At 73.0% G+C, this 17,340-nt stretch carries 17 protein-coding genes; 13 read left to right on the forward strand and 4 right to left on the reverse strand.

Annotated elements, in window-relative coordinates; all coding sequences use genetic code 11:
- Positions 1-50: 50 nt before the first annotated feature.
- The 9 genes from QCN29_RS19170 (at position 51) to QCN29_RS19210 (ending at position 9,395) form a co-directional block, all read left to right on the forward strand.
- Positions 51-626: a phosphoribosyltransferase gene (locus QCN29_RS19170; RefSeq protein ID WP_279929526.1), complete on the forward strand. Its 576-nt coding sequence runs from the start codon at positions 51-53 to the stop codon at positions 624-626.
- Positions 623-1,780 carry a glycosyltransferase family 9 protein gene (locus QCN29_RS19175; protein ID WP_279929527.1) on the forward strand — a complete coding sequence of 386 codons (1,158 nt, stop codon included), beginning with the start codon at positions 623-625 and terminating at the stop codon, positions 1,778-1,780. Before QCN29_RS19170 ends, QCN29_RS19175 begins: the two co-directional genes overlap by 4 nt.
- Positions 1,777-2,913, forward strand: a complete 1,137-nt coding sequence (locus tag QCN29_RS19180; RefSeq protein WP_279929529.1) for a hypothetical protein — start codon at positions 1,777-1,779, stop codon at positions 2,911-2,913. Before QCN29_RS19175 ends, QCN29_RS19180 begins: the two co-directional genes overlap by 4 nt.
- Entirely contained in the window at positions 2,898-3,659 is a 762-nt protein-coding gene (locus tag QCN29_RS19185; RefSeq protein WP_279929531.1) for an SDR family NAD(P)-dependent oxidoreductase, read from the forward strand. Before QCN29_RS19180 ends, QCN29_RS19185 begins: the two co-directional genes overlap by 16 nt.
- Positions 3,652-4,248: a histidine phosphatase family protein gene (locus QCN29_RS19190; RefSeq protein ID WP_279929534.1), complete on the forward strand. Its 597-nt coding sequence runs from the start codon at positions 3,652-3,654 to the stop codon at positions 4,246-4,248. Before QCN29_RS19185 ends, QCN29_RS19190 begins: the two co-directional genes overlap by 8 nt.
- A gap of 453 nt (positions 4,249-4,701) precedes the next feature.
- Positions 4,702-4,965, forward strand: coding sequence for an SHOCT domain-containing protein (locus QCN29_RS19195; RefSeq protein WP_279929535.1), 264 nt, complete (start codon positions 4,702-4,704; stop codon positions 4,963-4,965).
- Positions 4,966-5,034: 69 nt separating this feature from the next.
- Positions 5,035-7,587: a heavy metal translocating P-type ATPase gene (locus tag QCN29_RS19200; RefSeq protein ID WP_279929536.1), complete on the forward strand. Its 2,553-nt coding sequence runs from the start codon at positions 5,035-5,037 to the stop codon at positions 7,585-7,587.
- A 75-nt stretch (positions 7,588-7,662) separates the two neighbouring features.
- Complete coding sequence (locus tag QCN29_RS19205; protein WP_279929537.1) at positions 7,663-8,112, forward strand: hypothetical protein; 450 nt, start codon at positions 7,663-7,665, stop codon at positions 8,110-8,112.
- 380 nt (positions 8,113-8,492) lie between these two features.
- On the forward strand, positions 8,493-9,395 hold the full coding sequence (locus QCN29_RS19210; protein ID WP_279929539.1) for a F510_1955 family glycosylhydrolase: 903 nt from the start codon (positions 8,493-8,495) through the stop codon (positions 9,393-9,395).
- A 93-nt stretch (positions 9,396-9,488) separates the two neighbouring features.
- Here the strand turns inward: QCN29_RS19210 and QCN29_RS19215 are convergent, their stop codons facing one another.
- On the reverse strand, positions 9,489-10,115 hold the full coding sequence (locus QCN29_RS19215) for a TetR/AcrR family transcriptional regulator (RefSeq protein WP_279929541.1): 627 nt from the start codon (positions 10,113-10,115) through the stop codon (positions 9,489-9,491).
- Between the two features lie 61 nt (positions 10,116-10,176).
- On the opposite strand from QCN29_RS19215, the gene QCN29_RS19220 reads away from it, so the two are divergent.
- Positions 10,177-11,217, forward strand: a complete 1,041-nt coding sequence (locus tag QCN29_RS19220; protein WP_279929542.1) for a saccharopine dehydrogenase family protein — start codon at positions 10,177-10,179, stop codon at positions 11,215-11,217.
- Positions 11,218-11,545: 328 nt separating this feature from the next.
- Here QCN29_RS19220 and QCN29_RS19225 read toward each other — a convergent pair whose 3' ends face one another.
- Together QCN29_RS19225 and QCN29_RS19230 are read right to left on the reverse strand one after the other, a co-directional pair.
- Positions 11,546-12,322 (reverse strand): ICP22 family protein, encoded by a 777-nt coding sequence (locus tag QCN29_RS19225; protein WP_279929544.1) that lies wholly within the window; start codon positions 12,320-12,322, stop codon positions 11,546-11,548.
- An 86-nt stretch (positions 12,323-12,408) separates the two neighbouring features.
- Positions 12,409-12,771 carry a hypothetical protein gene (locus QCN29_RS19230; RefSeq protein WP_279929546.1) on the reverse strand — a complete coding sequence of 121 codons (363 nt, stop codon included), beginning with the start codon at positions 12,769-12,771 and terminating at the stop codon, positions 12,409-12,411.
- 518 nt (positions 12,772-13,289) lie between these two features.
- Here QCN29_RS19230 and QCN29_RS19235 point away from each other — a divergent pair.
- A complete protein-coding gene (locus tag QCN29_RS19235) occupies positions 13,290-13,730 on the forward strand; it encodes a helix-turn-helix domain-containing protein (protein ID WP_279929547.1) in 441 nt (146 codons plus the stop codon).
- Positions 13,731-13,747: 17 nt separating this feature from the next.
- On the opposite strand, the gene QCN29_RS19240 is transcribed toward QCN29_RS19235, so the two are convergent.
- Positions 13,748-14,686 (reverse strand): NAD-dependent epimerase/dehydratase family protein, encoded by a 939-nt coding sequence (locus QCN29_RS19240; RefSeq protein WP_279929548.1) that lies wholly within the window; start codon positions 14,684-14,686, stop codon positions 13,748-13,750.
- Between the two features lie 132 nt (positions 14,687-14,818).
- Here QCN29_RS19240 and QCN29_RS19245 point away from each other — a divergent pair, with 132 nt between their 5' ends.
- Both QCN29_RS19245 and QCN29_RS19250 read left to right on the forward strand, forming a co-directional pair.
- A complete protein-coding gene (locus QCN29_RS19245; protein WP_279929549.1) occupies positions 14,819-15,898 on the forward strand; it encodes a lytic transglycosylase domain-containing protein in 1,080 nt (359 codons plus the stop codon).
- Positions 15,899-16,242: 344 nt separating this feature from the next.
- Positions 16,243-17,301: an RNA polymerase sigma factor gene (locus QCN29_RS19250; protein WP_279929551.1), complete on the forward strand. Its 1,059-nt coding sequence runs from the start codon at positions 16,243-16,245 to the stop codon at positions 17,299-17,301.
- Positions 17,302-17,340 lie beyond the last annotated feature (39 nt).

Here is a 17,340-nt window from a genome sequence, read left to right on the forward strand (position 1 = left end):
GCCCTCGTCCTTCCTTCTCCTTCCTTCCGCACACCCGCAGGAGCTTCGTCATGCCCGAAACCCTCGCCGTGCCGCCGTTCTCCGCCCGCATCGTCGAACGCCTGAGCGTCGGCGCGACGAGCCGCCGCGAGCGCGTCATCCACTCCCTGGACGGGCTCGAAGCCCCGGTCCACCCGAACGCGCTGGCCACCACCGGCACCCGCCTGTGGCAGTGCCTCCAGGACGAGTTGCCCGACGGGCTCGGCAGCGTGGACTTCCTTCTCGGTCTGGACGCCGGTGGCATCCTCCCGACCGTGTCGCTCGCGGGTGCCGCACAACTGCCGTACAAGATTGCCTGGAAGCTGCACCTCCCGCTCGACGGCGCGGTCCGCTTCAGCGAGCCCCACGCGATGCGTACCGACGTCTTCGCGTACGGCATCGCACCGGGGCAGCGGATCATCCTGGTGGACGACGAGATCACCACCGGCCGGACGCTCGCCGACCTCACCCGCCGACTCCGCGAGGCCGGCGCCGTCCCGCTGGCGGCGGCCTGCCTGGTGGAGGACACCACGTGCGGCGCCCGTGAACTGCTCACCGCCCTCGACCTCCCGCTGGTCTCCCTCACCACCATCGAGGGAGAGGCATGAGCACCGTCGCCTCGGCAGGGGTCCGCTTCCACTCCGGCTCGCAAATCATCCCCGCCGGGGCCGTACACACCACGCCGCTGGGCTACGACCGCGCCGACATCCCCGTCGGCGCCCCGCTCCCGGCCCCCGCGTCCGCCGAACTGGTCGACCGCCTGAGCACGTGCGACGAGATCGAAGTCGCCTTCGATGGCAGGCTCGGGGACACCCTCCTCGCCCTGGCAGCGGTTCGCGCCGTCACGGACTGGCTCCGCCTGCGCTCCGCGAGGGTCATCGTCCGCGCCATGGGCCCCTACGCAGGGCTCATCGCCCGCGCCGGACTGATCACACAGGAGCCGGACGCCACATCCACCGGCCGGCGAGCCGTGATCGGCGACCGGATCGCGGTCGAGGCCCGCGCCCCCGGGGCGGCGGTGAGCCTGATCTGCGACCCGGCCGCCCCACCCTGCTGGGCGAGCGACGGCCGATCCCATCCGGACCTGCCCACCCGCTACTACCTGGCGCTGGAACGCCGCCTCGGTATCCGCCTTCCCGGCACCGCACCCTTCGCCCCCGTTCTCACCACCTGGCAGAGCGGGCTGGTCGAGCAGTTACGTTCCGCAGGCTGGCTGAACGACCTGACCATCGCCGCGGTCACCGCCACGAGCTGGCCGGAGCGCAAGGACTACACCGCCCAGCGCTACATCGAACTCGCGGAGCGCATCGCCGAGGCCCAGCAGACCAGGGTCCAGCTCCTGCTGATCGGCGGCCGCACTACGGGCGACGTCCACATCGCCGCAGAGAGCGCCCGACGCCGTGTTCAGGTCCTCCGCCTCGACGGTGTGGCGGCCGACCACCTCGCCGACCTGTTCCCGCACGTCCACCTGGTCGTCGGCAACGACACCGGCCTCACCCACCTCGCCGCCATGACCCGCATCGGCAACGGCGGCGGCCCGCCGGTCATCGGCCTGTACGCCCGGCACAGCCACAGCAAGTGGCGCACCGGCCTGCCCCACCACCACGCCGCCGCCACCCGCCTGTCCGACCGCATGCACCAGGGCGACCTGTGCCCCGTACGCGATGCCATCGCCCCGGACACGGACGTCCACATGGACGCCATCCCGCCCGCCGCGCTGGCCCAGCTCTGCCTCAACCTCCTCAGCGGAGTGAAGGCATGAACGGACAGCCCCTACTGAAGATCGGCCCGCTGCGTCGCTTCACCCGCAACCTGCTCTGCCCCTTCGACCTCCTCGGCCGCCCCGTGCTCATGAAGTACACCCGCGACCCGGTGGAGGCCCGCGAGGAGGTCCGTGGCCGCGCCCGCCTTGCCCGGCACTACCGCGTACCCGCCCTCCACGCCCGCCTGCGCGTACCCGGCGGCTACCTCATCGCGTACGAACGGCTCCCGGGCGGCACGGACCACGGACTCCTACTCGACCTGCTCAACGCGCCCGAACCGACCGCCGAACTCCATTCCTACCTGCGCCAACTCACCACCACATACCGCGACGTGATCCTCTCCACGGCATGGCCCACGGCACCTGCCCACGTCGTCCGCAAGCTGTACTGGGACCGCGCGGCACCCGGCGGCCGACTTGACGCGTACTACGCCAGGGCGGACTTCGCTGTCGCCGACGGCCTCATCGACGTCCCGGTCTCCCGCCTCGCCACGTACACCTTGCACATCAACAACCGCCGCCACCATCTGGACTGGACCGCGACCCTCCGCTGGCTCCGCGCCCACTTCGCCAGGCCGGAACCCGTCTGGGCGGCTCTCACCCAGGGCGACCCCACCGACGTCAACCTCGCCCACCCGCTGGCCTGGTTCGACTACGACACCGCCGGCATGAACAGCATCCCGGGCGAGTTCGCGAACTTCCTCTGGTACACCTCCGCGCTCGGCGGCTGGCTCGTCCCCACCTACAACGCCGCCGCCTTCGCCGACCACCCCGCCACCTTCGACCACATCGCGGCCAACACACCCGACGTCCGGCGCGCGGAAGTCGACGACACCACCAGCACGATCCACATCGACTACACCCCGCGCCTCTCGGCGCCCCGCCGAACCGCCGTATCCACGTGCTGGCACCAGCTCGTACAGCCGGTCGCCCAACGGCTCTGGCCGGACGCGGACCTCGCGAACCTGCTCCGGCCCTACCTGGCCATGCGCGTCCTCGGCGTCTACAACCTCTCTGACCTGGCCCCGAAGGACCGACTCCTCCTCCTCGCCCGGCTCGCCGAGGCCATGAGCCCGACCTTCGACCCCGCCACCTACTTCGCCCCGCAGGAGTCGCCATGCCCGACACCCTGAACGGCCGCACCGCCCTGGTCACCGGAGCCACCGGCGGCATCGGCTCCGCCATCGCCCGACGCCTCGCAGAGAACGGCACCGCAGTCGCCCTGGCCCACCTCGGTGACCACGAGTCCGCCACCACACTCGCCGAGCACATCACCAGTACAGGCGGCCACGCCATCGCGCTGGAAGCCGACCTCCGAGAACACAACGCCGTACGAGCCCTCTGCCACCAGGCCCACGAGGAGCTCGGCGCAATCGACATCCTCGTGAGCAATGCGGGCGCCTACCCCCGGATCCCATGGGCGGAGACGACCCCAGACCGCTGGGACAACGTGCTCTCCACCAACCTGACCAGCCACTACCTCCTCGCCCGTGAGCTGACGCCGACCATGGTTTCCAGGAGCTGGGGACGGGTGATCACGATCGGTTCCGTCCTCGCCACCGCAGGCCGCCACGACCTCACCGGCTACATCAGCGCCAAGGCCGGCCTCGAAGGACTCACCCGCGCCCTCGCCCGGGAGCTCGGCCCCAGCGGCATCACAGCCAACTGCGTCGCCCCCGGCTCCATCCGCGTACCCGCCGAGGACACGGTCGTCGACGACCCAGCCGCGATGACCCCCCGACAGCTCGCCCGCCAGTGCGTCCAGCGCCGAGGCCGCCCGGACGACGTCGCCGCGGCCGTCGCCTTCCTCGCCGCCGATGACGCCGGCTTCATCACCGGCCAGACCCTGCGCGTCGACGGAGGCTGGATCCTTGGCTGACATCTGGCTCATGCGCCACGGCGCCTACGAAGGCCACCGCCCCGGCTACCACGCGCCACACGAAGCCGCCCTCACTTTGGAAGGCCGCGACCAGGTACGCCGCTCCCTGCCCCTCCCCGACGGCATCACCGCCATCGTCACCAGCCCGATCCCCCGCGCCTGCCAGACCGCCATGCTCATCGCACACCTCACGAGCCTGCCCATCGTCGCCACCTCCGGCTTCCTCGCCGAATGGCGCGCTCCCAGCATCGTCCTCGGCCGCTCCGCCGAGACCTACCCGCCGGCCTACCGCGCCTGGCGCTCCCGCCGTCTCGCCAACCCCTCCCTCCGCTGCGAAGACGGCGAAAGTCTCACCGACCTCCACACCCGCGCCCGCCACTGCGCCGCCTTCCTCCACCACACCGCTGGGCGCCACGGCCCCCTCCTGGCCGTCTCCCACACCCTTCTCCTCGGCGTCCTCACCCGCCTCCCAGAAGGCCCCACTGCCTTCACCACTGCAGCGAGCAACCCATGGCACTTCGCCGAACGCCGCCGGATCACCCCCCAGCAGTCAGCGCCGACTCCACCGCCTTGCAGCTCCACAGCCTGAGCGGCCCGCAAGCCATGCCTCCCGGACCGCCGTGGGCGTACTGGGTCCAGGCTCTCGCCCATGGCGCCGTCAGGCAGGCCCGCCACTGAAACACCCTTCCTGCCCCTCGGAAGCCAGCCTGTCGGCCATCCGTGCCCCATCCGTGCCCTCCAAGGCGGTGAACCACGGTCAACAGGAGCACATGCATGCACCTCCGCAGAGTACTCGCGGTGCGCGTTTTGCCTGGTCAGGCCGTCTATCGATCTAGCAGCCGCCCTTGATTCCCAAGCTCAGAGCGCGAGTTCGATTCTCGTCACCCGCTCCACGCAGCAGGCCCTGGTCGACGACCAGGGCCTTGTTCGTTGTCCAGGAGAGGGCCGAACGGTCCCCGGGGCGGGCCGAACGCCCCTTCGCGCCGCTTCTGCCGTGGTTGGACACTGGGACACAGGAACCCTCCGGGGGAGGTGGGCTCAGGTGATGTACTGGGACGGCGGCGGCTGGGCATGGATGACTTTCATGCCGCTGTTGTGGATTCTGCTGATCGGCTTGGTGGTGTGGACGGTGGTCCGCCTCACCCAGAGCCCTTCTTCGCGCGATGTCGACGCCGATCGCAGGCGGACGCCGGAGGAGACCCCGGAAGAGATCCTCGACCGGCGCTTCGCCTCCGGTGAGATCGACGCCGCCACGTACACCGAGGCGCGCAGGAAACTCGCCGACCACCGGCCGCGGTCCCGGTGAGAACCGCCTGAAGGCGCGCACGGCTTTGACTCCGGGCCGTCCCGTCCTCCACTCGCTGGAAGGGGAACCATGTCCCGACCGCCGGACAGGCGTGGTCAGCGCACGCCGCGGCCCGAAGGCAAGGAGCGCAGCACGGCGGTGCTCGACGTACGAGGTCTGAACTGGGCGTCGCAGCAGAGCACCGTCACCGCCGTGCTCGGTCGCCGGCCGGGCGTACTGGGCGTCGAGGTCAACCCCGTCGCCCAGGAGGCCACGGTGGTGTTCGACCCTCGCCGCACCTCGCTCGCCGAACTGCGCCGCTGGGTGACGGAGTGCGGCTACCACTGCGCGGGCCAGTCGGTGCCCTCGCATATCTGCGACCCCATGGTCGCGCCCGACCCGCCCGCCGCGGCGACCGCTACGGCTACGGCGCTCGCCGGGCCCGCGCCCGCCGAAGACCGCCGTGCCCGTCCGGCCGAGGCTCCCCCGACGCCCGCCCCGGAAGAAGAGCGGACGCCCCACGAGGCCATGGGCCACGGCGGCCGCGCCACGATGTCGATGGCGGCGATGGTCGCCGACATGCGCAACCGATTCCTCGTGGCGCTGGTCTTCTCCGTCCCCATCGTGATCTGGTCGCCGATCGGCGAGGACGTGTTCGGTCTGCATGTCCCCGTGCCGTTCGGGCTCCGCCAGGACGTGTGGGCGCTGCTGCTGAGCCTTCCCGTCATCTTCTACTCGTGCACGATCTTCTTCGACGGCGCCGTACGGGCCCTGCGCGCCCGCACCTTGGACATGATGGTGCTGGTCGCGGTCGCCGTCGGCGCCGGCTGGCTGTACTCGCTGGTCGTCACGCTCACCGGGGGCGGCGACGTCTTCTACGAGGCGGCGACCGTCCTGGCCTCGTTCGTGCTGCTGGGGCACTGGTTCGAGATGCGTGCCCGCGGCGGCGCCAACGACGCGATCCGCGCGCTCCTCGATCTGGCGCCGCCCAGGGCGCTGGTGCTGCGCGACGGCGAACCGGTGGAGGTGCCCACCGCCGAGGTCGCCGTCGGCGACCTCCTCCTCGTGCGTCCCGGTACGAAGATCGCTGCCGACGGCGTCGTCGTGGAGGGCGAGAGCGAGGTCGACGAGTCGACCGTGACCGGCGAGAGCCTCCCCGTCCACAAGGCTCCGGGCGACCAGGTGGTCGGCGCGACGGTCAACGCCAACGGCACCCTGCGCGTGCGGGCTGCCAGGATCGGCGCGGACACGGCGCTCGCCCAGATCGTCAAGCTGGTGCAGGAGGCCCAGAACTCCAAGGCTCCCGGGCAGCGACTGGCCGACCGGGCCGCGTTCTGGCTGGTGTTCGTCGCCCTGATCGGCGGCGCGCTCACGCTGGCCGTGTGGCTGCTGGCCACCGACCGGCCGTTCAGCGCCGCCATGCTCTTCGCCATCACCGTCGTCGTCATCACCTGCCCCGACGCCCTCGGTCTGGCCACCCCGACTGCGATCATGGTCGGTACGGGCCTGGGCGCCCGGCGGGGCGTGCTGTTCAAGAACGCAGCGGCCCTGGAGGCCTCCGCCGGCATCCAGACCGTCGTCATGGACAAGACCGGCACCCTCACCAAGGGCGAGCCCGAGGTCACCGACGTCATCACCGCCCCCGGGGCGGACCGGGACGAAGTGCTGCGGCTCGTCGCCGCCGTGGAGCGCCAGTCCGAGCACCCGCTGGCCGACGCCGTCGTGCGCCATGCCGAGGCGAGGGGCGTACGGCGTGCCGAGGCTCGGCACTTCGAGAACGTGCCCGGCCACGGCGCCACCGCCGTCGTGGACGGCCACCGGGTCGCCGTCGGCAACCGACGCCTGGCGGCACGCGAGGGCGCGGGACTCGGCCCGCTCGCGGCGCAGCGCGACGAACTGGCCGCCACCGGCCGTACCGTCGTCATCGCCACCGTCGACGGCCGGGCGGCAGCGCTCGTCGGCATCGCCGACGCCGCCCGCGACACCTCCGCGGCGGCCGTCGCCGAGCTCCATGCTCTCGGGGTCGAGGTCGTCATGCTCACCGGCGACAACGAGGCCACCGCCCGCCGGATCGCCGGTCGGCTGGGCATCGACTCCGTCATCGCCGAGGTCCTCCCAGGCGAGAAGGCCGCGAAGATCGCCGAGTTGCAGCGGGGCGGCGCCGCCGGGGACGGCAGCGCGTCCGGGTCCGCGTCCGGGCCCGGGAGGCGCAGGGTCGCAATGGTGGGAGACGGCGTGAACGACGCGCCCGCCCTCGCCCAGGCCGACGTCGGCATCGCCATCGGCGCCGGCACCGACGTCGCCATCGAGACCGCCGACCTGGTCCTGATGCGCTCCGACCCGCTCGACGTGCCCACCGCACTGCGCATCGGGCGCGGCACCCTGCGCAAGATGCGACAGAACCTCGGCTGGGCCGTCGGCTACAACGCCATCGCCCTCCCCATCGCCGCAGGTGTCTTCGAGCCCGCCACCGGTCTCGTTCTGCGCCCCGAGATCGCCGCCCTGTCCATGTCCGGCTCCAGCATCATCGTCGCCGTCAACGCACTCGCCCTCAAACGCCTGCGCCTGCCCCGGTCCTCATCCGACGGCCTTGCCGCGTCCGCAGAAGCAGCTCAGGGCCGGCGTCTGCCCGAGGCAGGGTGAGGTACGGACCGTCCGTCGCACGACCGCATCACACTCGATGCGGCGGCGGCGCCAGGACCCGCTACGCTCGGCGGCATGCTGCCGGCCTGGTCGCCTTCCCGGACGCCGCGCTCCCGCCCTGCCGCGGGTGCGCTGCGCCTGCTGTGGGTGGCGACCGCGCTGCTCGCCTTTCTCCTGGCGCACGGGGTGGGCGTGGCCGGCGCGACCGGCCATGCCGCACCCGCGGGCACGGCCGCGGTGAGCACCGCCCACGCCGGCACAGACGCGGCTGCCGATGCGGATGCGGACGCCGTCCGGGGGACGCCCCTGGACGAGCACGGTGATCACGGCCCGCCACATGACGCGCCGGACTGCGTACCCGGCCAGCCCCCGCACGCGCCGGCTCCGCACGGTCCCGGCGGTTGCGTCGCGACGCGTGTGGCAGCCCTGCCCGCGCAGCTGCCCGCCCCTGCCGGGGCCGACGCCGCGTCAGCCGTCTGGAAGCCGCCGGGCGCCGTCTTGAAGGGTGTCGTCCTGCAGGTGTAGGAGCCGGACGTTCCTCGCCGGCGGCATCGGCCTCCCGTCCGGGCCCCGGTCGAGGCCGACGGCGCGGACAGGCCCGTCTCCCAGGGACCGGCCCGGCGAAGCGCGACGCGTATCCCCTGTCTCCGGGCCGATGCGCGGCTGTCTCCGGGCGATGCGCGGCCGCCCCGCCGACGGCCGCGCTCGCGGCTGCGCCGACCCGGCCGCCGGTGTGCACCGGGCTCCCCCGACTGCTCGAGGCCCCGCAGCGCTGCCGACGGCGTCGGCGAGCCCTCACCCGCCGCGGGCCGCGGCATCGGCGAAGCCGACCGCGACGCCGCCATGGGCCACCGGCCCCTGTGCCCCTTCCCCAGACCTCGGAACGACCACTTCAGGACGTGAACATGAACGCAGCGACCCGTACCCGGGCCATCGCCGCCGCGGCTCTCCTCGCGCTGGCGCTGACCGCCTGCACGACGGCCACCACCAGCACGGACGCCACCCGCGCCGAGAGCGGCCACGACGCCGACGGCGAAGCGCACACCACGCCGATCAGGCATGTGCACGGCCTCGGCGTAGACCCCGCGGACCAGCGGCTCTACGTCGCCACCCACGACGGGATCTTCACCGCGGGAAAGGACGGAGCCCCCGTCCGGGTCGGCGACAGCAAGGACGACTTCATGGGCTTCGCCGTCGCCGGGCCGAAGAGGTTCCTGGCCAGCGGGCACCCGGCCCCCGGTTCCGGCGGGCCGGTCCACCACGGGCTGATCGAGAGCACCGACGCCGGGAAGACCTGGAAGACCCGCTCCCTCGGCGGCGAGGCCGACTTCCACGCTCTCGAGCATGTCGACGGCGTCGTCTACGGCTATGACAGCACCAACGCCCAGCTCCGCGTCAGCAAGGACGGAGCGGCCTGGGACGACCGGGCCCGTCTGCAGGCGCTGGACATCGCCGTCGATCCCGGCGACCCGGACACCGTCCTGGCCACCACGCCCGACGGTGTCGCGAAGAGCACGGACGGCGGCCGGACCTTCGCCGCCGGAACCCTGCCGACCATGGCCTTCCTCTCCTGGGCCGCGCCCGACGCCCTGTACGGACTCGACGACTCCGGCGGGCTGCACCGCAGCACCGACGCCGGCGTCACCTGGCAGAAGACCGGAACGGCCCCCGGTGGTCAGACCCAGGCGCTGACGGCCGTCGACGCGGAACGCGTTCTCGTCGCCACCCAGGACGGAATCTACGAGTCGACCGACGGCGGTGCCTCCTTCACCAAGCGCCTCGCGGTGGACGCAGGCGACGGCCACTGAGACCGGCTGGCGGATTCGTCCGGCGTCCTCGGCCCGGCGGCGGCCGGCCTGCGCCGCCGCCGGGCGGGGCCGTTCGGCCGGACCCGCGGTCGTTCAGGGGAGGAGCTGGCGTACGAGGGCGTCTGCGGCCCACCGCTCCCAGCGTGCGGGCGACCAGCCGCGCCCGGTGACGAGAAGGACGTACGTCTCCGGGCCGAGGACGGTCAGGGCGATGTCGGCGGCCGACTCCGCGCCGTGACCGTCGCGCAGCCGGCCGCCGGCCTTGGCCGTCAGGGCCTGTGCGAAGCGCAGTTGGACCGCATGCCGCTGGTGCAGGTTGGCCCGCCAGAGTTCGGCGAGTTCGGGGTCGGAGGCCGCCGCGCCGCGTACGACCTCCAGGACGGGCGCCGCGCGTTCCAGGATGCGGCGGGCGCCGGCCGCCTGGCAGGCGAGCTGGGCGGCCGGATCGGGTTCTGCGAGGAGTTCCCGTGCCCAGGGGCGGTCGAGCGTGGCGACCGGATCGGTGTCGCCGGCGACCGTCGCGTCCAGCACCTCCTTGAGCACGGCGCGCTTGTTGCCGAAGGTGAAGTACACGGTCTGCACCCCGACTTCGGCGGTGCGGGCGATGTCCTCGACGGTCGTGCCCGTCCAGCCTCGTTCGACGAAGAGGCGGGCGGCGGCGTCGAGCATCCGACGGCGCGTGCGACGGGCCTTCTCTGCACGGGTCAGGGGCGCGGGCACGGTGCTGCCTCCTCGTCCGACAACTTTGACTGTAGCGAGACTACAGTGTAGTCACTGGAGCATGACTACAGTGAAATCGAGTGGCGGGGCGGGACGGATTCTCGTCGCCGGGGGGTACGGCGCGGTCGGGGCAGAGGTCACCCGCACGTTGGCGGAGTGGTTTTCCGGGCGGGTGGTGCCCGGCGGGCGCGATGAGGCCCGGGCGCGGTCCCACGGGGGCGTGCGGCTCGACGTGAGCGACGCGGACGGCTTCCGGAAGGCCCTGGACAACCTGGGCGACGTCGCCGTTGTGGTGCTGTGCGTCGAGCCCGCGGACGCCGCAGTCGCGCGCCTGTGCCTGGAGCGCGGGATTCACCTCGTGGACGTCGGCGCGACCCGCCATCTGCTCGACGCCGTGGGAGACCTGCACGGTCTTGCCGTCGGAACCGACGCCACGGCCGTGCTCAGCGTCGGCGTCGCGCCCGGGCTGACCAACCTGCTCGCCCGCCGCGTCCACGACGCCGTCGGCGGCGCCGAGCGACTGGACATCACCGTGCTCCTCGGCTCCGGGGAGCGGCACGGCGCCGACGCACTGCGCTGGACCGTGGACGGGCTCGCCGAACCGGCCCCGGCCCGGCCCGCGCGTACGGCACTGCCGGGATACGGAACACGCACCGCCCATCCGTTCCCGTTCTCCGACCAGCACACCCTGCGCCGCACACTCGGCGTTCCGGAGGCGACCACCCGGCTGTGCCTGGACTCCCGTCCGCTGACCGCTTCGCTCTTCGCACTGCGCAGGGCCGGACTGCTGCGCGGGGCCCGGCGTCCAAGGCTGCAGCGCCTGCTGACCGGGCTCTTCAGCCGGGTGCACATCGGGGGCGACGGCTTCGCGGTGCGGGTCGACGCCCACCGCGGCGACCGGCATGCCACCCAGGCCCTCACCGGGCGCGAACAGAGCCGGGTGACCGGCCTGACGGCGGCGTACGTCGCGCGAGGGCTGCTCACCGAGGGCGTTCCGGCCGGAGTCCACCACATCGAGCAACTCTCCGTGTTCGCCGATCTGCCCGAGAGGCTGGGCGCCCACGGGGTCAGCCTGCGGCCGATCGCCGCGACCGGGGGGTGAGCGGGGCGCGGCGGCGCGGCGGCGCGGACGGGGCGGATGGGCGGATGGGGCCGACGGGGCGGACGGGGCCGACGGGGCGCGGCGACACGGCTCGTGCCCCGTCCAGCGCCGCGGTCCGGACCACCGGGCACAGCCTTTCGGGGCCGGAGGGGCCGGAAGGGGTCAGAGAGGGACCGGAGAAGGACCGGAGGGATCCGAGTCCTTCGGTCCAGAGGGGTTGTGCCCGGTGGTCTGGTCCAGAGGGGCGGGCCGCCCATCCGAACCGAAGGGGTGAGCCGCCCATCCGGTCCGGAGGGCCGGGCACCCGACCCTCCGGACCGTGATGGCGTCAGTGCCCGTGCGGCTCGTCGTCGTCGTGACCGTGGGCGTCTTCCGGCGACTCCGCGGCGGGCGTGTCCGCGTCGTGCGGCGCGGGCGTCGCCGATGCAGGGGCGGTGTCCGGCGCGGAGCCCTCCTCCGGGTCGCCGCTCTTGTGGCCGTCCGGCTGCCCGGCGTCCCCGCCCTCGGGCTCGCCGTCGCCGTGATCACCGTCGCCGTGCTCGCCGTCCTCGCCATGGCCGTGCGGAGTGCTTTCGTCCGCCGTGCCGTGGCCGTGGCTGTGACTGAGGGCTCCTTGTACCGCCGGCACGGTCAGCCCCATCACGGCCGCGCCGGAGACGCCGGCCAGGGCCACGGCCCTGATCGGGGATGCGAAGCCCCGTCCGGTGCTCCGCCGCAGCCTCCACGCCGCCACCAGGCAGATCACCACCTCGAAGACGACGGCTGTCACATCGGCCGCGGCGGTCTCCTCGGGCACACCGGCGCCAGGCCCGACCGGCATCCCCGCGGTCCGGCTGACCGCCCAGACCGCCGCCGCACCCGCGTTGGCGACGAGGCCGGTCCCCATCAGGACCCGGCCGGAGAAGCGCAGTGCGGCCACCGCCCATCCGGCCTGGAAGGCCCCGGTCGCATAGAAGAACAGGCCCGCCGCCCACCATTCGGCGAAGTGGTCCGGGGCGGCCGCGAAGTGGATCGCGGCGGCTCCCAGTGAGGCGAAGGCCGCGACGACGCGCCCCGCGCCCGGGTCCGCCGTGCTCCGTCTTTCCTTTCTGCTTCGTGCTCCCATGAGTGATGTGCGTCCTTTCCGCGTGACATGAAGATCGAGACCTCTGTTCACCCGGCCGCCGCGCGAGCGGCGGCGGGCGGTCTCGTCTAGATGCGCAACACGGACAGGACGACCGGAGACGGTTTCGGCGGCGACCGGGAAGGAACGAATCCCCCGGGTGACAGGACCGCGGAGAGCTCCATGTCCAGCGGGCTGACCGGCACACCGGCGGCCGGGTGGCAGGAGCCGGGGGCGCTCCCGGTGACGATCTCGCAGGCGGGGCCGGCGTGCCCGTCGTGGCGATCCTCCTCGCCGCCCGCCTCCGGAGCGGAGTACGCCCCGGCCGTCGTCACCGGCACATGGGCGGGATGGTGGGGGAGGTGAGTGACCGCTCCGGCGAAGCCATGTCCCAGGGCGACGACGCAGAGGCTGAGCAGAGCCAGCCGGCGCACTACGGCCCGACCGAGCATCTCTGGTGCCTCCCTCCGCCTCTCGCCGCTGGTGGGCCACCGTACAGCCCGCCGGTTACGGAGCGGCAACGCGCGAGGCGACCGTCCCGGGGCGTGATGCCGATGGGTGCCACGGCTCCATGCGCCGAGCCTTCGGTCGCGGGCGGGGCGGTGGGTCGATCGCCTCGACGGCCGGGCCACGGGCCTGAAAGAACCGGCCATGGGGGCCTGAGAGAGTCGGGCCATGGGCCTGAGAGAGCCGGGCTGGCGAAGCGGCGCGGCGAACGGCCCGGTCCGGCGGGACGCCGCGCGGCGCTCCGCCGGGCCCGGGCGATTCCCGGGTCCGGCCCGTCCCCCGAGGCCGGGCCGGGCCGATAGCCGGCGGTCAACTCGGCTACCCCCGTGAGCAAAGTTAGCTGTCAGCTATCGGCGGGGTCCACGTTGGCGGACTCGCGCTCGATTGTCAACTAGCAGCTAATCTGCGAAAATGGTAGATAGCTGAGAGCTAAACCAAGGAGGTGGCAGAAGGGAGATACACCATGTCCGAGACCGAGGACCGGCCCAAGCTGGCCGTGCGCCTGGACAAGCTCTTCAAGACGGTTCGCCCCAAGGGCAGGCACTGGACCAATGCCGAGGTGGCGGAGGAGCTGAAGCGGATCAACCCCGAACTCAGGGTCGGAGGGGTGTATCTGTCGCAGTTGCGGACGGGCAAACGCTCCAATCCCTCACCGGACCTGCTCGCCGCGCTGGCTCGCTTCTTCGGTGTGTCGGTCGCCTACTTCTTCGACGACGAGGTTGCCGAATCGGTGCTGAGCGAAGTCGCCGCCATCGAGGCGCTCCGGCAGGCGGGCGTCCGCTCCGTGGCGATGCGGGCGGCCGGGATGAAGAAGGAGAACCTCCAGGCCATCACGGCCATCATGGACCAGTACCGGCAGATGCAGGGCCTTCCGCCGGTCAACGACACCTCAGAGGCCGAGTGAGGGGAACGCGGCCTTCCCTACCCGGCGCCCAGCCGCTCACGCCACCAGTCCACCGTCGCTCGGATCTGCTCGTCGAGCGGGGTGGCCCGTACCGTGAACGCGGCTTCGTAGGCGCTTGAATCCACGGTGAACGGACGGTCGAACTGGTAGCGGATCTCCTTCAGTCCACGGATCAGCGGCGAGAAGACCGACGCGACCGCCAGGGCGGCCGGCGGCACCCTGCGCACGGGGACCGGCCCCGACTCCGCCCGGGCGGCGAGGCGGTCGACCATCTCCCGGGTGGACAGCCAAGGCGCCGTCGGGACGTGCCAGGCCCGTCCCCAGGCCCGCTCCTCCTCCGCGACCTCGACCAGGGCGCCGGCCACATCAGGGAGATAGGTCCAGCTGTGCGGGGCGTCCGGGTCTCCGAGCGTGGAGACCGGCTTGCCGCGCAGCAGTCGCGGCATGACCCGCCCTGCCAGATGCCCGCCGTCGGTCACACCGGGTCCGAAGAAGTCCGAGGCGCGCACCTCGACCGCCTTGATGCGGCCCTGCTCGTGCAGTTTCCGCGCCTGCTCCCAAACGGCCGCGCGCACCCGCCCCTTGGGGCCGGTCGCCGCGAGCGGCAGCTCCTCGGTCATGGGCCCGTCCACCGGTCCGTACCCGTAGAGGTTGCCCAGCATGACCAGGACGGCCCCGGTCGCCTCGGCCGCCGCGCAGAGCGCCGACGCCAGCGGCGGCCAGTCGCTCACCCAGCGGTGGTACGGCGGTGCGGCACAGCTGAAGACCGCGGCAGCGCCCTGCGCGGCGCGGATCAGGCTCTCGCTGTCCGTCGCGTCCAAAGCCACATGCTCGATGCCGGGCTCCGGGCTCCGGCCCGACTTGGTGACGACCAGTACCGAATGGCCCTGCTCGGCCAGCAGCCGAGCGGTTGCGGCCCCGGCGGGCCCGAATCCTACGACGACGTAACGGCTCACGGCCGCACACTAGCCCGAGGATCTGACATCTTTCCGCGACGGACCCGACTCCCCGCCCCGTAAAGCACATAGAGCACGGGACGACGTGCCGCGCCTGGCTCGGCGCGGCGGCGACAGGGGAGGGCCTGATCCATGACGGGGCGTATGCGGCGTATGCGCAGGGAGCTGACGAGGACGGCAGCCGCGGCGACGGCGATGGTGGCGCTCACCGGATCGCAGGGGCCGGGCCTGACGCCCGTAAGGGCCGCCGCTCCCGGGCGGGCCGCGGTCACGGCGCCGGAGCAGGAGATGCCGGGGGACGCCTACTACCGGCATGAGCTGCCCCCGCTGCGGGTGCGCGGTCTGCCCGCGTCCGCCGACGACGCCGGGGCCGGGCGCGCGGCCGCGTACGGGGCCGGGCGCGGGGCCGCCGTTCCGGCGACGGTCTTCGACGCCTATCGGAAAGCGGAGGCGGCGCTGGCACGAAGCGCCCCCGGGTGCGGTCTGCGCTGGCAGCTGCTCGCCGCGATCGGACAGGTCGAGTCCGGCCAGGCGCGGGGCGGCCGGACCGGCACGGACGGCACGACGACCGCGCCCATCGTCGGCCCGCAGCTGAACGGCCGGCACTTCGCGCTGATCCGGGACACCGACAAAGGCGCGTACGACGGCGACGTCACATATGACCGGGCCGTCGGGCCGATGCAGTTCATCCCATCCACCTGGGCGAGATGGGGCGCCGACGGCAACGGGGACGGCAGGGCCGACCCCCACAACGTCTATGACGCGGCACTGGCGGCAGGGCGCTATCTGTGCGCGGGCGGACGGCGGCTGGCGCTGCCGGGGGATCTGGAGCGGGCGGTTCTCGCGTACAACCGGTCGCGGGAGTATCTGCGGGTCGTGCTGGCGTGGTACGCGTACTTCGCGGACGGGCATCGGGTGGTGCGGGGCCGGGGCGGTGCGGGTTCCTCGGGGGCTAAGGCGGCGCCCCGGCCGGCGGAGCGCCGGCCGGAGTCGCGGGTCGGGCCTGAGCCGACGCGCGCCGCTCCGGCCCCCCGGCCGTCGCGGAGCCCTTCGCCGGCGGCCACGGCCACGGCGTCGCCCTCTCCCGCGGCGAGCCGCCCCGCGGACGCCGGGGAGACGGGCCCGTTGCCCGGCACCGCCGCTGTGCCCGTCCCCGAGGTGCCGGACGACGGGCTTCTCCCCTCCGCCGTGGGGCTGGGCCCCGTGGGCTAGGGGCGTGGGCCGGGGCGTTTTCCATACCCCTCCCTTCCCGAAACCGGGGGCTCCGCCCCCAGCCCCCTCCGGGGGAGGGTCTGCGGGGCTGCCGCCCCGCGCCCCTGCCGTACGACCTGCGGCCGTTTCCTCAAACTCCCCCAGACTCCGTACGGGTCTCCCCAACGGGCTGGAAATTCCAGCCCGTTGGGCACTTGAGGCCCAGGAGCCACAAACCCAGCCCGGCCGGCGACTGAGGCGCGGGGGTTCGGAGGAGGAGCCCCTGATATGAGGAGAGGGGTACCCAAGGGCGGATACCCGGCGGTAACCTCCCCGCGATCAGGACCTGAGCGCAAGGGGGCCTCATGTCGGCGGAGATACGTCCCGCTCACCCGGCGGGACCGGGCGATGACGCGGCCCATCAGCGGTGGCAGCGTATGTGGAGTCACCGCGAGCAACTGCTCAAGGTGGCGCGCCGCAGGTCGATGAGTGCTGAGGACGCGGAGGACGCCGTCCAGGAGGCGATGCTGCGCGCCGCGGAGAGCGCCCATCTCGATGACGCCCGGCTGGGCGCCTGGCTGACCACCGTGACCATGCGGCTGTGCGTGGACCGCCACCGGCAGGTCCGCCGTGAGGCCCAGGTGAGCGGCGCGCCCACGCTCAGCCCCTCCGGGCCGGCGCCGGTCGAGGAGGCGGTGTGCGATCGCGCCGAGGCCACCTGGGTGGCGTTCCGCAGCAGGGAGCTGCCCGCTCGCCAGGCGGAGGCCCTCCGGCTCAAGTCGGAGGACCGGGATGTGGGGCAGATCGCGCGGGAGATGGATCTGAGCTACGAGGCCGTCGAGTCGTTGCTGGCCAGGGCCCGGCGTACGCTGCGTAATTCGCTGGCCGGCACGCTGGCGCTCGGCCTGTGGCTGATCGGACGCGGCCGGGACCAGGCTGGTCAGGCGGGCGCGCCCGCCCACGCCGTGGTCGCGGCGTCTGCCGCCGCGACACTGGCCGTGGCGGCGGGCCTGGTCGTCCCCTTCGTCCAGGACACGCCCGAGACACGCCCTCCGGGCTCCGCGGCGGTCCGGTCGGCCGCGCCCGAAGCCGCGCCCGAAGCCGCGGCGGCCCCAGCGCCCCCGCCCGCGCCGACCGCTCCGCAGCCTGCGGCGGCTCCTGCGGAGGGCGGTCACGGCGCTTCCCCCGGCCCGTCGCCGGGCCTGGCGGCCGCCTCCCTCCCGGAGGTGCTGCCGGAGGCGTCCGTGCCGGAGGTGTCGCCCGCACTGCCGGCCGTGCCCGAGGTCCCGCAGATCCCGCAGATCCCGCAGATCCCCGCAGTGCCAGATGTACCGGAAGCGGTGACTGTCAATGACATCGCGGATATTCAGAATGTCCCAGACATCCCGAATATGACGCAGCCTCCCTCCGTACCGCATCCCTGACGTCCTGCGCGATGTCCTCCACGTAAAAAATCTTCGCCT

Origin of the sequence: Streptomyces chengmaiensis (assembly GCF_029846775.1) — a bacterium.
GTDB lineage: Bacteria > Actinomycetota > Actinomycetes > Streptomycetales > Streptomycetaceae > Streptomyces > Streptomyces chengmaiensis.

Bases quoted from the DNA above. Each gene is read 5' to 3' on its own strand.
- QCN29_RS19170 (WP_279929526.1), top strand. From the start codon at position 51: ATGCCCGAAACCCTCGCCGTGCCGCCGTTCTCCGCCCGCATCGTCGAA.
- QCN29_RS19175 (WP_279929527.1), top strand. From the start codon at position 623: ATGAGCACCGTCGCCTCGGCAGGGGTCCGCTTCCACTCCGGCTCGCAA.
- QCN29_RS19180 (WP_279929529.1), top strand. From the start codon at position 1,777: ATGAACGGACAGCCCCTACTGAAGATCGGCCCGCTGCGTCGCTTCACC.
- QCN29_RS19185 (WP_279929531.1), top strand. From the start codon at position 2,898: ATGCCCGACACCCTGAACGGCCGCACCGCCCTGGTCACCGGAGCCACC.
- QCN29_RS19200 (WP_279929536.1), top strand. From the start codon at position 5,035: ATGTCCCGACCGCCGGACAGGCGTGGTCAGCGCACGCCGCGGCCCGAA.
- QCN29_RS19205 (WP_279929537.1), top strand. From the start codon at position 7,663: ATGCTGCCGGCCTGGTCGCCTTCCCGGACGCCGCGCTCCCGCCCTGCC.
- QCN29_RS19210 (WP_279929539.1), top strand. From the start codon at position 8,493: ATGAACGCAGCGACCCGTACCCGGGCCATCGCCGCCGCGGCTCTCCTC.
- QCN29_RS19220 (WP_279929542.1), top strand. From the start codon at position 10,177: ATGACTACAGTGAAATCGAGTGGCGGGGCGGGACGGATTCTCGTCGCC.
- QCN29_RS19225 (WP_279929544.1), bottom strand. From the start codon at position 12,322: ATGGGAGCACGAAGCAGAAAGGAAAGACGGAGCACGGCGGACCCGGGC.
- QCN29_RS19230 (WP_279929546.1), bottom strand. From the start codon at position 12,771: ATGCTCGGTCGGGCCGTAGTGCGCCGGCTGGCTCTGCTCAGCCTCTGC.
- QCN29_RS19235 (WP_279929547.1), top strand. From the start codon at position 13,290: ATGTCCGAGACCGAGGACCGGCCCAAGCTGGCCGTGCGCCTGGACAAG.
- QCN29_RS19245 (WP_279929549.1), top strand. From the start codon at position 14,819: ATGACGGGGCGTATGCGGCGTATGCGCAGGGAGCTGACGAGGACGGCA.
- QCN29_RS19250 (WP_279929551.1), top strand. From the start codon at position 16,243: ATGTCGGCGGAGATACGTCCCGCTCACCCGGCGGGACCGGGCGATGAC.